Source organism: Sphingobacterium haloxyli, from assembly GCF_002980525.1.
GTDB classification, from domain to species: domain Bacteria; phylum Bacteroidota; class Bacteroidia; order Sphingobacteriales; family Sphingobacteriaceae; genus Sphingobacterium; species Sphingobacterium haloxyli.
The window spans coordinates 96979-110499 of the sequence record NZ_PVBQ01000004.1; the positions used below are offsets into that span (position 1 = coordinate 96979).

General features: G+C 43.2%; 12 protein-coding genes. 7 read left to right on the top strand and 5 right to left on the bottom strand.

Annotation, left to right across the window (positions count from 1 at the left end; translation table 11 throughout):
- Positions 1-44 precede the first annotated feature (44 nt).
- On the bottom strand, positions 45-1136 hold the full coding sequence (locus C5745_RS06165; RefSeq protein ID WP_105716122.1) for a mechanosensitive ion channel family protein: 1092 nt from the start codon (positions 1134-1136) through the stop codon (positions 45-47).
- A 107-nt stretch (positions 1137-1243) separates the two neighbouring features.
- Entirely contained in the window at positions 1244-1810 is a 567-nt protein-coding gene (locus C5745_RS06170) for a YqgE/AlgH family protein (RefSeq protein WP_105716123.1), read from the bottom strand.
- A gap of 188 nt (positions 1811-1998) precedes the next feature.
- On the opposite strand from C5745_RS06170, the gene pdxH reads away from it, so the two are divergent.
- From pdxH to C5745_RS06195, 5 genes are read left to right on the top strand one after another with little or no spacing between them, the layout of a single operon-like run.
- On the top strand, positions 1999-2652 hold the full coding sequence (gene pdxH, locus C5745_RS06175) for a pyridoxamine 5'-phosphate oxidase (RefSeq protein ID WP_105716124.1): 654 nt from the start codon (positions 1999-2001) through the stop codon (positions 2650-2652).
- A gap of 2 nt (positions 2653-2654) precedes the next feature.
- A complete protein-coding gene (locus C5745_RS06180) occupies positions 2655-3146 on the top strand; it encodes an NADH-quinone oxidoreductase subunit C (RefSeq protein ID WP_105716125.1) in 492 nt (163 codons plus the stop codon).
- A 6-nt stretch (positions 3147-3152) separates the two neighbouring features.
- Positions 3153-4343, top strand: coding sequence for an NADH-quinone oxidoreductase subunit D (locus C5745_RS06185; protein WP_105716126.1), 1191 nt, complete (start codon positions 3153-3155; stop codon positions 4341-4343).
- Between the two features lie 48 nt (positions 4344-4391).
- The gene (locus tag C5745_RS06190) at positions 4392-5729 is read left to right on the top strand and encodes a dihydroorotase (protein WP_105716127.1); all 1338 of its coding nucleotides are present in this window, start codon (positions 4392-4394) and stop codon (positions 5727-5729) included.
- Positions 5730-5743: 14 nt separating this feature from the next.
- Positions 5744-7243: a M14 family zinc carboxypeptidase gene (locus tag C5745_RS06195; protein WP_105716128.1), complete on the top strand. Its 1500-nt coding sequence runs from the start codon at positions 5744-5746 to the stop codon at positions 7241-7243.
- On the opposite strand, the gene C5745_RS06200 is transcribed toward C5745_RS06195, so the two are convergent.
- A complete protein-coding gene (locus C5745_RS06200) occupies positions 7236-8132 on the bottom strand; it encodes a sugar phosphate isomerase/epimerase family protein (RefSeq protein WP_105716129.1) in 897 nt (298 codons plus the stop codon). The two genes, C5745_RS06195 and C5745_RS06200, sit on opposite strands and share 8 nt — an antisense overlap.
- An 89-nt stretch (positions 8133-8221) precedes the next feature.
- A complete protein-coding gene (locus C5745_RS06205; protein ID WP_105716130.1) occupies positions 8222-9859 on the bottom strand; it encodes an ABC-F family ATP-binding cassette domain-containing protein in 1638 nt (545 codons plus the stop codon).
- Between the two features lie 166 nt (positions 9860-10025).
- Between C5745_RS06205 and C5745_RS06210 the strand changes: the two genes are divergently transcribed.
- Positions 10026-11834 carry a DUF4091 domain-containing protein gene (locus C5745_RS06210; protein WP_243403264.1) on the top strand — a complete coding sequence of 603 codons (1809 nt, stop codon included), beginning with the start codon at positions 10026-10028 and terminating at the stop codon, positions 11832-11834.
- A gap of 20 nt (positions 11835-11854) precedes the next feature.
- On the opposite strand, the gene C5745_RS06215 is transcribed toward C5745_RS06210, so the two are convergent.
- The gene (locus C5745_RS06215; protein ID WP_105716132.1) at positions 11855-12064 is read right to left on the bottom strand and encodes a DUF6965 family protein; all 210 of its coding nucleotides are present in this window, start codon (positions 12062-12064) and stop codon (positions 11855-11857) included.
- Positions 12065-12250: 186 nt separating this feature from the next.
- On the opposite strand from C5745_RS06215, the gene nagA reads away from it, so the two are divergent.
- Positions 12251-13456: an N-acetylglucosamine-6-phosphate deacetylase gene (gene nagA / locus C5745_RS06220; protein ID WP_105716322.1), complete on the top strand. Its 1206-nt coding sequence runs from the start codon at positions 12251-12253 to the stop codon at positions 13454-13456.
- Positions 13457-13521: the final 65 nt, after the last annotated feature.

Below are 13521 nucleotides of genomic sequence, written 5' to 3' on the forward strand. Positions count from 1 at the left end.
TCGAGCGGTTTTATGGCTGTGTAGTCATTGAACGTGCATAATCACTATTCTGTGCTGCCTGGGGCTGATGTACCTTCATTATACGTAATACGTATCTTCGCGAGACTTTCGGGGAAATTGCTTTGAACGTACTGAATCATCTGCTCCCGCACATAGCAGCGTAGATCGAAAGCATCGCCGGAGTTTCTACAGCTCATCAAACAGCGTATTTCCATGGTTCGCTCCTTAAAGTCGGTCACTTGAAGGACATTTACTTTACCATCCCATAGGGGGTGACCTGTTAATAGCGCTGTTAGTTTATCCCGCAATTGTTGTATTGGTATGGTGAAATCGGTATAGATAAAAACGGTGCCGAGTATTTCAGCGGTAGTTCTTGTCCAATTCTGGAAGGGTTTTTCTATAAAATAGTTAATCGGGAGTACAAGGCGGCGTTTGTCCCAAATATTAACGACGACATAAGTCAAATTGATTTCTTCTACGCGCCCCCATTCTCCTTCTACAATCACGACGTCGTCCATGCGAAGCGGTTGGGTGAACGCGATTTGAAAACCAGCTAATAGGTTCCCAAGCGACTTCTGGGCAGCGAAACCGATAATAATGCCGCCGACTCCAACTCCGGTAAGTAAGCCGGCGCCAATTTTTTGCATGCTCTCAAAGCTGAGGAGGATAATTGCAGTAGACACGATGACGATAATGGTAATGATCAATTTACGGATAAACACGATCTGGGTCCTAATTTTTCGTTCTCGCAGATTATTGTCCTTGTTCACGTCAAATCGATGGTATAGATAGTCCTCGAACACCCTGACGGTTCGAATTAACAGAATTGCAAAGCAGCCAATTAGAAGTATCTCGACAGTTTTGCTAACAACCGAGAGCGTTAACGTATTGAAACGGGTAAAAGGCAGGAGGCTGCTAAAAACAATAAGCGGAATAAAAACGCTCAGTATCTTGTTAAAATGGCGGATAAAGGATCGGAACAGGGAATAGGACGCTTGTGCGATAGCCTCTCGACGTACGAGCGGCACGAGTATCATTTTTATAAGAATCCCTGTTAGAATAGCAAATAAAATCAGACTGATATTCCAGAGCCAGATAGGCAATGTTTGAGAGAGGCGAACTAATTCTTCTGTCATAACTACTTCCGTCTTTTGTATGCAACGATTGATTACTACATAAGTATAACGGTGTCGTCATGACAACGTTTGCCAAAAGTGAAAAAACAGGAAAGATTAAAAATAAATCAATTCAGATCAGGGCTTTTCGGGAAATTGGCCACATGCGCATATTTCGGTCCAAGACTGATAAGCGCCTGTTTCCATAGATTTTCTCCGTCTTGTAGCAGGAGTAGATCGGTTGGAAATTTATTGTGTACTGCCCAACAGTTTTGCTCGATTTCCTCGTCCAATTGCCCGGGAATCCATCCGGCGTAGCCGAGAATAAATTTAATTTCATCTGGCTGGAGTAGATGATCGTTGACTAGAAGCTGTATCTGCTCGAAGTTTCCACCAAAGTATATATCATCGACCAGCTCAACTCCACCTTCAATCTTTTCAGGCGCCTTGTGAAGAAAAAATAGGGCTTCCACGCCAACTGGTCCACCGATATACAAGGGAAAGCGTGGGTTTTCTATAGCTGGTACGACATCTGATAACAACAGCGAAGAACGATTATTAACGATAACGCCCATGGTTCCGTCAATAGCATCGTGTTCGCATAATAATATAACGGATCTTTCGAAGTTGTTGTCGAGCATAAACGGTTCGGAAAGCAATAAACTTCCTTTTTGAGGTGTGTGCGTATTGAACATAATAAGAACTTTTCGTCTAAAACCTGACTCAATATACGGTATTTTTATAAAGAATACAATTTATAACGTTATACATTGGATGTTCTCTCTCAAACAACATAGGGAGATGGAGGTAAAAAAAGATAATAGATATTACGAATCCCGCCGCTTTTGATTAAGTTTGTGTTTGCATCAAACAGACTTAACCCATGTCCATTATCCATAAAGATATTGCAGCTATACGGGAAGATTATTGTAAATATAAATTGAACGAGGGAGACGTATTGTCCAACCCAATTGAACAGTTTCAGCGTTGGTTTGACGAAGCACGTCATGCTGAGGTGGTGGAACCAAATGCGATGGTATTGGCGACGGTCGGAGAGGATGGCTTCCCTTCGTCGAGGGTTGTTCTTTTAAAAGATATAAAACCTACTGGATTTAGCTTTTTTACGAATTATCATAGTAAAAAGGGACGGGCAATAGCGAAAGAAAAGAAAGTCAGCCTGCTGTTTTTTTGGCCTGAACTGCAAAGGCAAGTGCGTGTGGAGGGATGGGCGGAGAAACTGCTTTCGGAGGATTCGGATGAATATTTTGCCTCTCGTCCTAAAGGGAGTCGTATAGGAGCGATAGCATCGCCGCAGAGCCAGGTCATTACCGATAGAAGGGTGTTAGAAACGCGTGTAGAAGAATTGACGGCGGAGTTCGCTGAAAAAACGGATATAGAGCGACCTGCCTTTTGGGGAGGTTACGTGGTCCATCCTGTGCGAATGGAATTTTGGCAGGGTAGAAGTAATCGTTTACACGATCGCATTGAGTACGTTTTTCAACAGGAGGATTGGATTATACAACGATTAGCGCCATAATAATGATATCTAGAATAAAAGATTTAATAATCGCTCATATTGGCGAGCAGGCTGTTGTTCGTATGGAAGAGGAACATTTACAGCCTACATTGGTTGTCGCTGCCGACCATTTGGTTAAAATCGCCTTTTATTTGCGGGATACCGAAGGATGTTATTTTGATTTCCTTTCGAATATATCTGCCGTAGATTATCATCCTGATAACCGATTTGCCGTAGTGTATCACTTGGCTTCCATTCCGTATCAAACACAACTTATATTGAAAGTGGAAATAGAGAATGACCGCCGACTGGATAGTTTGCCCGAGGTGCCTTCGGTTGCGGCCGTTTGGCGTACAGCTGATTGGCATGAACGGGAGGCATTCGATTTGATGGGGATATTTTTCACAGGACATCCGGATCTAAGACGCATCTTATTACCTGACGATTGGCAAGGATATCCCTTGCGCAAGGATTATGAAGATGCGGAGACTTATCATGGAATAGCCATTAAATAAACAAAGATGACGCCTTATACCGAAGGATTAGATAATTATAAGAAGAAGATCGCAGCGATTACGCCGCAAGAGATGGTCATCAACATGGGGCCACAACATCCCTCTACACACGGTGTGCTCCGTTTGGAGCTTATCACGGATGGAGAGGTTGTTAGGGAGGTCATCCCGCACTTGGGTTATCTTCATCGCTGTTTTGATAAGCATGCGGAATCAATGAATTATGGGAAGACAATACCTTTTACGGATAGATTGGATTACTTGTCGTCCATGAACAACAGCCACGCTTTTGTTATGGGGGTAGAACGTATGCTCAAAATAGAAAACAAATTGCCTAAACGCGTGGAATATATACGGGTGCTAGTTTGTGAGCTTAATCGTATTGCTTCGCACTTGATTGCTATTGGCACTTACGGAATCGATATTGGTGCTTTCACGCCGTTTATGTGGTGTTTTCGCGATCGTGAACACATTATGAATATGTTGGAATGGGCTTCGGGATCGCGTATGCTTTATAATTATATTTGGGTAGGCGGTTTGTTTTATGATCTACCAGTGGGGTTTGAAAGCCGTTGTCAAGAATTTGTAGACTATTTTAAACCTAAGCTGGTGGAGCTGGATGATTTGCTTTCGAATAATCAGATATTTATTTCGCGTACAGCGAATATTGGAGCGTTGCCTGCGGATGTTGCTATCAATTATGGATGTAGCGGACCGATGTTACGTGCATCGGGCATTAAGTGGGATTTACGAAGAGTGGATGGCTATAGTGTTTACCCCGAACTGGATTTTGAGATTCCGATTGGTAAGGGGGAGATGGGAAAGCTTGGAGATTGCTGGGATCGGTATAAGGTGCGTGTCGATGAAGTGAAAGAGTCTATTAAGATCATAGAACAATGTTTGCAAAGACTTCAGCTCGATTTTAAAAGGACACCGGATTTCGATCCTCGTGGATTAGTCCCTAAAAAAGTGAACTTGAAAGCGCAGGAATATTACATTCGTGCGGAAAACCCGAAAGGAGAATTAGGTTTTCATTTTGTGACGCAGGAAAAAACAGACGTGCCGCGACGGGTAAAAGCTCGAGGACCTAGTTTCAATAACCTTTCTGTATTGTCCGAATTAGGTAAAGGGCAGCTTATAGCGGATCTGATTGCCATCCTCGGCTCCATTGATATCGTACTGGGAGAAGTGGATAGGTAGTTTGAACAGGAACTCATAATTTATAACGCATAATTCATAAACTAAGACATGTCATCAATTCTTATAAAATCAGCACAAATTGTCAACGAGGGAAAAACTTTTTTAAGCGATGTATATATCAGTAATGGACGAATCGAAATGATTGCTGAGGAAATCAACCATTCTGCTGATCAAACGATCGATGCGCGGGGTTTGCATTTGCTTCCGGGGTTGATCGATGATCAAGTACATTTTCGCGAACCCGGTTTGACCTATAAAGCCGACATTTGGCATGAAAGCCGTGCAGCGGTTGCCGGAGGCACTACCTCGTTTATGGAAATGCCGAATACGGTTCCCAATACGTTGACGCAAAAATTGTTGCAGGACAAGTACGATATTGCTGCCGAAAAATCATTGGCAAACTATTCTTTTTTCATGGGAGCCGCCAATGATAACCTAGACGAGGTGTTAAAAACAAACCCACGTGATGTTTGTGGTATCAAGATTTTTATGGGCTCGTCTACGGGAAATATGTTGGTGGATAATGAAACAACGTTAGAGAAGATTTTTGCTGAAGCACCAACGCTGATAGCAGTACATTGCGAAGACGAAGCGACCGTGCAGCGCAATCTTCAAGCCTTTAAGGATAAATATGGTGAGGAGAAGCTGCAACCTTTTATGCATCCGCTTATCCGGACAGCCGAGGCTTGTTATCTTTCTTCTTCGAAAGCGGTGGAACTTGCCAAAAAGCATAATACTCGTCTTCATATATTACATATTTCAACTGCTGCGGAGACCGCACTCTTCGTCAGTTCTATCCCCTTGAAGGAGAAGAAAATTACGGCGGAAGCATGTGTGCATCACCTTTGGTTTTCCGACGCGGATTACGAAGAAAAAGGTAACTTTATTAAATGGAACCCTGCGGTGAAGACGGTTGCCGATAAGGAAGGGGTTTTTCAGGCGGTGTTGGACGGACATATTGATGTGATTGCGACGGATCATGCCCCTCATACATTGGAAGAAAAATCAAAGCCTTATGCACAAGCGCCGTCTGGTGGTCCCTTGGTACAACATGCGCTGCAAGCGTTGCTGGACTTGGTAAAACAAGGCAAGATGACAGTGGAACAAGTTGTACAAAAAACGGCACACAATACCGCAGAGCTGTTTCAGATAGAAAGCAGGGGGTTCGTTCGAGAGGGTTATTGGGCCGATTTAGTACTGGTAGATCTGGATAGGCCATACATGGTTTCTAAAGACAACATCTTGTCAAAATGTGGTTGGTCACCTTTTGAGGGATATACGTTTTCGTCTACAATCGTCCACACGTTGGTTTCTGGAAATGTAGCGTATACAGATGGCAAGATTATTGAAGTAGGCACAGGGCACCGGTTATTGTTTAACCGGTAGGAACGCGACTGTATATGAAAAGAATCTTTTTTTTCTTATGTGTTGTTACAAGTCTTCAGTCTTGTAATCAAACAACGATCACGGGCGAATCAAATAGTTATGCGGATGCGATGACTTTGGATACAAGTGCTTACAATAGCTTACACAAAACATATCGGGAGGTAGCTTTAACGAATAGACGGTTTAAGCACCAAGATATCGTGGACCTGGTGAAAGTACGGGAAGAAAAAGATGTTCTGCAGGTTGCGGAGATAGGCAAATCGGTGGAAAGCCGAGCAATATATAAACTGCGATACGGTAACGGGGATAAGAAAGTGATGTTATGGTCGCAGATGCACGGTGATGAACCGACGGCTACGATGGCTCTATTTGATATTTTCAATTTCTTGGAGGGTGGAAATGATGGTTTTGATTCCATTCGAATCGCTCTTAAGGATAACCTGACTATTCATTTTATTCCGATGCTGAACCCCGATGGTGCCGAACGTTTTATACGGCGGAATGCGCAATATGTCGATTTGAATCGAGATGCGCGTGCCAATCACACGGTGGAAGCGAAATTGCTGCGACGGATGGCGGAGGAAATTAAGCCAAATTATGGCTTTAACTTACACGACCAGAGCATATATTACAACGTGCCTGGAACCAAAAATCCGGTAACGATAGCAATGCTGGCTCCGGCATATAATGCGGACAGGGAAGTGAATGATGTTCGTAAAGGTGCGATGCAGCTCATTGTGGGAATGAATAACCTGTTGCAGCAATATATTCCCGATGCGGTGGCAAAGTATGACGATACGTATTCGCCACGTGGCTTTGGTGACAATTTCCAAGCATGGGGAGCTAGTACGGTGCTGATAGAGTCGGGCGGTTTGAAAGGTGACCCTGAAAAACAGGAGATAAGGCGGTTTAATTTTGCTATCATTTTGAACGCTTTGCTGGAAATCGCACAGGGTTCATATAAGAAATACGACTATAAGGCATACGATAAGATTCCTTTTAATGCGTCTCAGTTACACGACGTGGTTATCCGACAGGTCGACTTGGGAACGGATAGTGTACCTCTTAAGACAGACATTGCTATCCGGCGAGCGGAACTGACTGTAGAGCGAGATTATTGTGTACGCGGTTGGATAGAAGATATAGGTGATTTAGAAGGTACGTATGGGTACGATGAGTTGGATGCCGGGGGATTGAAATTTGTGCAGGGCAAAGTCTATCCGAAGGTTTTCCAGACGGTTGATGATATTAGTAATAGTAGTGCGTGGGAGCTATTAAAAGATGGATATATTGCGGTTCGGGTGATGTCGCGGGGGCAAGATCGTTTGCATAATCTTCCGTTGGTTATTGCTGCTGGTACTGAAATTCTTCCAACACCTAGAATCGTTCTGACAGGGACCAGTAACTTTTTTCTAGGGGATGGTGCAACATTAAAATATGCGGTGGTCAACGGTTATCTTATCGATTTAAGTCAACCACCGCTAGAAAATTTTTATAAGAACTGGATCAATTAGCCGACGCAGATAGAAGTTTGCGGAGATTACGTACGCTCTCGGCGACATCGGGTTGGTTGTTTTCCCAGTTATATTCGTACTCTGCAGATAGCATCCCATCAAAGTTCTGATTTTTCAGTTCGTCGATAACTTCGTTAATCGGAAGCTTACCTGTTCCCCAATGTACATCATGTGCTTTTTTATCGCCGAATGCATTTAAATCTTTAAAGTGCGCGTGAATAATCTTGCCGTTTAATTTCTTTAGACTTTCTACAGGATCTAGCCCCGAACGCATCCAGTGTCCAACATCAGCTGCTACACCCATTTTCGGACTTCTTCCTTGCAATGCTGCCAAAACGACTTCGGGTTTCCAATAGGTTGTGGGTTCTGGATGGTTATGAATGGCAGCACGGATATCGTATTTGTCGCACAGGGCAGATATAATATCCAAGTGTTCTTCTTTTGGCTCACAATTGATAACGCTGACACCCATATCTTGGGCAAAAGCAAAAATCTGATCCCATTCGGCGGCGTCTTTGCCATTAACTACGCCAAAGGCGTGTAGTGTAATATTACGGTCAGTCAGGAGCTTACGGACGAGGTCTCGTCCTTCTTTCGAGAGGGTATAGTTAAACTTCTCCTCGTTCCCCGCGCCGATAATCTGCCCTGGAAAAGCTTCTACAAACCGCAAATCAGCACTATCGATCTTATCTAATGCTTCGGCAAAGGTGAACAATTTAAAGGTGTACGCTTGGGCCCCTAATTTCCAGTTTAAATGTTCTTCAGGGTAACCGACAGTATCCTGCAAAGTATCTTCTACTTGCGTCGTTGAAGAAGTTGTTCCAGACGAACAAGATAAAAAAGCAATTCCCGCTAACATCACCAGCGAGTAAAATGTGGTTGGTTTCATGGTCTCTTTTTATAAATTTAGAAAGCCAAAGTAATAAAAAATAAGGGGAAATGTACATTCCCCCTTATTTTTATATGCTGAAGTTACGCTTATACGGTCGTTTTACCGTATAGCTCTTCGCGTTGCGCTTTGACAACATCGGAGTTAATGTATTCATCGTAAGACATTAATTTGTCTATGACTCCATTGGGGGTAAGTTCAATGATGCGGTTTGCGACGGTTTGCGTTAACTCGTGGTCACGCGAGGTAAACAACATGGAACCCCTGAAGTCTAACATTCCGTTGTTTAATGCGGTAATAGATTCCAAATCAAGGTGATTTGTAGGCTCGTCGAATAGTAAGAAATTTGCGCCTTGAAGCATCATTTTTGAGAACATGCAGCGCATCTTTTCACCACCCGACAATACAGATACCTTTTTCAAAACCTCTTCGCCGGAGAACAACATTTTACCTAAGAACCCACGAATAAACTGTTCGTCTGCTTCCGGTTTTGAGGTGTAATTGCGAAGCCAATCGACAAGATTCTCATCACGACCTTCAAAGTATTCGGCGTTTTCGATAGGCATATCGGTCGGCGTGATGGTGACCCCCCACTTAAATTCTCCTCCAAAATCTTTGTCGCGACCGGCTAATATTTCATAAAATGCACTGGTTACCAGTGAGTTTTCGGATAATAGCGCGATTTTGTCGCCTTTATTGATCATGAATGTAACGTCTTTAAAGTAAACTTCGCCGTTGACGCTTTTACTTAGACCCTCTACATGCAATATTTGGTCACCCGGTTCACGGTCCATCTGGTTGAACATAATGGCGGGATACTTCCGGTTAGAAGGTTTGATATCCTCCACATTAAGCTTCTCCAGCGCTTTTTTCCGGGAAGTCGCCTGTTTAGATTTAGAAGCATTTGCAGAGAAGCGACGGATAAACTCCTGTAACTCCTTAACTTTATCTTCCATCTTTTTGTTTTGATCTGTGCGTTGTTTCAACGCCAGCTGAGAGGATTCGTACCAGAAACTATAGTTACCGGTATAAATGTTCATCTTGCCAAAATCGATGTCCACGATATGCGTACAGACATGATCTAAAAAGTGACGGTCGTGTGAAACAACCAAAACGATCGCTTCATACCCTGCCAAAAAATCTTCTAACCAAGCGATTGTGTTAATATCCAGATCATTGGTGGGCTCATCGAGAATCAGGATGTCTGGATTACCGAATAGCGCCTGTGCCAAAAGCACTCGTACTTTTTCGTTACCATCTAGTTCCTTGACTAATTTATAATGGAGTCCTTCTTTGATTCCCAAGTTGCTTAATAGGGTAGCGGCGTTGTTCTCCGCATTCCACCCGTCCATTTCCGCAAAAAGGCTTTCTAGTTCACCGGCACGTTCACCGTCGGCATCGCTAAAGTCCTCCTTCATATAGATGGCATCTTTCTCTTTCATTATCTTGTAGAGTTCCTGGTTGCCCATCATGACGGTTTCGAGAACGGTAAATTCGTCAAACTCGTAGTGATTTTGTTTTAACACGGACATACGTTCGCCCGGTGTAAAAGCCACAGAACCCGTTGTAGGATCAACCTCGCCGGATATGATTTTAAGGAATGTCGATTTTCCAGCGCCATTGGCACCGATGATTCCATAACAGTTTCCCGGTGTAAACTTCAAATTTACATCTTCAAACAGCACGCGCTTCCCAAAACGAAGCGATAAATTCGATACATTAATCATGCTGCAAAGATAAGGTTTTTTTATCTTCTTTTTCCGGCGAAAACGAAGCAACCTCGTCTTCGAATATTTTACATGGAGGATAGTACTGATTTTAAACAATCGATTGTGTTTCAATACGGTTTGCATATACTTGTCGATTTCGCTAAGTTTAAATTATAATCTTTTTATGATGAATTTAAATAGAAGAAAATTGACAGGTGTTTTGTGCAGCACAATCTTGCTAGCGATGGTTTCTGCATGCGCTCAAAAGCAACAGCGGCGAGAGCGGAATACGCCATTCGAATTGGTCAATTTTGAAGAATTGCCTGACCCAACTGCCGATACATTGTCTGACTGGTCTAATGTGGGGAATGGGTTACATGCGTCTTTTGTGACGATTGATAAGCGATTTCCGAAGTCGGTAGCTCCAGATTTTTCTGTCAAGAAACAGGAATCCATGACAGGATGGAGAGGAGAGCGTATCTCGGCGCAAGTGTTATTGTGGACGAATACGGAGATCGTGGATGCGCAGGTAGAAGTATCGGAGTTTACGGGAGAAAATGGAGAACATTTACCGGTTGATATGGCTTCCACGCATTTTGTTCGTTATGTGATGACCGATGAGTTCGCTGGAGGATGCGGTCATCGCAAACCAGAAGATTTTGCGGCGTCTCTGTCTCCTGATATGCTGGACGATATGACTTCTTTCGATCTCGAAGCAAAGAAAGTAAGGCCCGTTTGGGTAACATTACGTATTCCTGAAGATGCGAAGCCGGGAAATTATACGGCGAAAGTGCATGTGAAAGCTGCTGGCGTAAAGGCGCAGGAACTGGACGTTTCTTTGAACGTAATTGATCAGGTTTTGCCAAAGCCGTCAGAATGGACCTATCATTTAGACCAGTGGCAACATCCCGCTGCAGTGGCACGCGTAGAAGATCTGGAAATGTGGTCTGACGAACATTTTAAAGCGTTGAAACCACAAATGCAGATGTTAGCTGACGTAGGGCAAAAAGTAATCACGGCGACCCTTAATAAGGATCCCTGGAATGTACAGACATTCGATGCCTATGCGGATATGATTATTTGGATAAAACAAAAGGATGGTTCTTGGAAGTATGATTATAGTGTGTTTGATAAATGGGTGCAGTTTATGCTCGATCTTGGGATTAACAAGATGATAAATTGCTATTCGATCATTCCTTGGAATAATGAAATTCATTATCAAAATGAGGTAGGCGGGGAATTCGTAAATGTGAAGGCCAAACCTGGTACGCCTGTATTTGAAGAGTTATGGACCCCGTTTCTAAAAGATTTCGTACAGCACCTTCGAGAGAAGGGATGGCTAGACATAACGAATATCGCTATTGATGAACGCACAAGAGAAGAGGTCGATGGGGCTTTGGCGCTATTACAAACTGTTTCTCCGGAATTGGGTGTTTCTTATGCGGATAATCAGAAAACTTATCAACGCTATCCAAATAGTGAGGATATTAGTATTGCTTTGGGGCACCCCTTCTCTGCGGAGGACCTTAAGGATCGTCAATCTCGTGGGTTAAACACCACATTTTACGTCTGCTGTAGCGATGGGTTTCCTAATCAGTTTACGTTTTCTGACCCCGCTGAATCTACCCTTCTAGCATGGTACACTGAGGCGGCGAATTTTGATGGTATGTTGCGTTGGGCATTCAATTCTTGGGTGGAAAATCCATTGTTGGATTCGCGCTTTCGTACGTGGCCGGCTGGTGATACCTATATTGTATATCCGAACGCTAGAAGCTCTATTCGTTATGAACGCTTGTTGGAGGGGCTCCAGGATTATGCGAAGATTCAGATGGTGAAACAAGCGTTAGGGGAGAAGGGTGACCAAGCGAACCTCGGTCGGTTGGAAACGGCCATTCAGAAACTAAAGATTACGAAGCGTAACGAGACGTGGAATCAAGACCTCAATGATGCTAAAGTATTACTTAACGAACTTTCGGTTCAATTAGTACAATAGAGCAAAACATCAATCCCTCGTTATTTGTATAATCTTACTGCTTCCCGGAATTTGGTTAGCCGTAAATAAGCTGGACATTTTTCTAAATCTTTTTTCCAAGCTTCTACTTCGATAAACTGTATCTTAAGGAAGGTGTCCACATCTACTACGACTTGCTCCTGTGAAATCTCTACCCGCTCGGGAAAAGATTTTCCTAAAAGTTCGCTCTTCAGTTCCTCTATTATCGTCATGTGAGCAAACATAGCTAATTATTTTTACATGTCGTGTCTCGGCACGATTCATTGTCGCGCCTATCTCCTGGTAGACTCTTATCAGGAAAAGAAGTGAAAAAAAGGTATTTTTTCTTTGTGAGGTTTTGGTAAATAAAAAAAGTTTGTATCTTCGTGTACGTACACAAAAATAAAATAAACCTAAAAATGGCGAAACCGACGTTGTTTTACAATGCAAAAGTAATCCTAAATGACACCATAATACCAGGTGCCGTGCTGGTAGAGCATGGCAAGATAAAGGCCGTTATTCCAGCTAATGAGTTTTCATATGTCGATAATTATAAAGGACATACATTGATTGATGTAAGGGACCAATACGTGTCTCCAGGTTTTATTGATATTCATGTTCACGGGGGAGGCGGACACGATTTTATGGATGGGACAGAGGAAGCCTTTACCCAAATAGCGAAAACCCATTGCCGATTTGGAACGACATCTCTTGTCCCGACGACATTGACGACTACGGCGGAGCGATTAGAAGAGACGTTACAGAGTTACGAAAGCGTAAAGCAATATGATAATGATGGAGCGGACTTCTTGGGTATCCACTTAGAAGGGCCCTATTTTGCGATGAGCCAACGCGGTGCGCAAGATCCAAGATATATACGAAATCCTGATCCAAAAGAATATAAATCGCTAATAGATAGGTATAAAAGTATTGTGCGTTGGAGTGCCGCCCCAGAATTAGAGGGTGCTTTGGCATTTGGAGAGCATCTGGTCGCGAATAATATTATTGCTGCAATCGCTCACACCGATGCCATTTACGAAGATGTTGAAAAAGCGTATCAAGTGGGCTATAAGCTAATGACGCATTTTTACTCGGCCATGTCCGGGGTAACAAGACGGCACGCTTTCCGGTATGCAGGGGTTGTTGAAGCAGGATATTTGATTGATGGCTTCGATGTCGAACTTATTGCGGATGGCGTGCATCTTCCTAATCCTTTATTGGAATTGATCTACAAAATAAAAGGGCCAGAAAGGATGGTGTTGATAACGGATGCGATGCGAGCAGCGGGTACCGACGATACGCTTTCGATACTTGGAAGCCGTGATGATGGAATGGAGGTGCTTGTAGAAGACGGTGTTGCAAAGCTAAAGGACCGGACAGCGTTTGCGGGAAGTGTGGCGACTGCGGATAGATTGGTCAGGACGATGTTAAAGTTGGGAAATATTCCGCTGACCGAGATCATCCGGATGATCTCCCTGAATCCGGCAAGGGTAATGAAAGTAGAAGAAGAGAAAGGCTCTATTGCCGTCGGTAAAGATGCGGATCTCGTCGTCTTCGATGCTAATATCCAGGTTCAATATACTATGGTGAAAGGAAAAATCGTATATGAACGACACATTGAGTAACAAGGTTGTTGTATCCATATATTTTTATTTAAAATATTTTCGGTAACGTACACAATTATTTATTT

Bases quoted from the DNA above. Each gene is read 5' to 3' on its own strand.
- C5745_RS06165 (WP_105716122.1), bottom strand. From the start codon at position 1,136: ATGACAGAAGAATTAGTTCGCCTCTCTCAAACATTGCCTATCTGGCTC.
- C5745_RS06170 (WP_105716123.1), bottom strand. From the start codon at position 1,810: ATGTTCAATACGCACACACCTCAAAAAGGAAGTTTATTGCTTTCCGAA.
- pdxH (WP_105716124.1), top strand. From the start codon at position 1,999: ATGTCCATTATCCATAAAGATATTGCAGCTATACGGGAAGATTATTGT.
- C5745_RS06180 (WP_105716125.1), top strand. From the start codon at position 2,655: ATGATATCTAGAATAAAAGATTTAATAATCGCTCATATTGGCGAGCAG.
- C5745_RS06185 (WP_105716126.1), top strand. From the start codon at position 3,153: ATGACGCCTTATACCGAAGGATTAGATAATTATAAGAAGAAGATCGCA.
- C5745_RS06190 (WP_105716127.1), top strand. From the start codon at position 4,392: ATGTCATCAATTCTTATAAAATCAGCACAAATTGTCAACGAGGGAAAA.
- C5745_RS06195 (WP_105716128.1), top strand. From the start codon at position 5,744: ATGAAAAGAATCTTTTTTTTCTTATGTGTTGTTACAAGTCTTCAGTCT.
- C5745_RS06200 (WP_105716129.1), bottom strand. From the start codon at position 8,132: ATGAAACCAACCACATTTTACTCGCTGGTGATGTTAGCGGGAATTGCT.
- C5745_RS06205 (WP_105716130.1), bottom strand. From the start codon at position 9,859: ATGATTAATGTATCGAATTTATCGCTTCGTTTTGGGAAGCGCGTGCTG.
- C5745_RS06210 (WP_243403264.1), top strand. From the start codon at position 10,026: ATGATGAATTTAAATAGAAGAAAATTGACAGGTGTTTTGTGCAGCACA.
- C5745_RS06215 (WP_105716132.1), bottom strand. From the start codon at position 12,064: ATGACGATAATAGAGGAACTGAAGAGCGAACTTTTAGGAAAATCTTTT.
- nagA (WP_105716322.1), top strand. From the start codon at position 12,251: ATGGCGAAACCGACGTTGTTTTACAATGCAAAAGTAATCCTAAATGAC.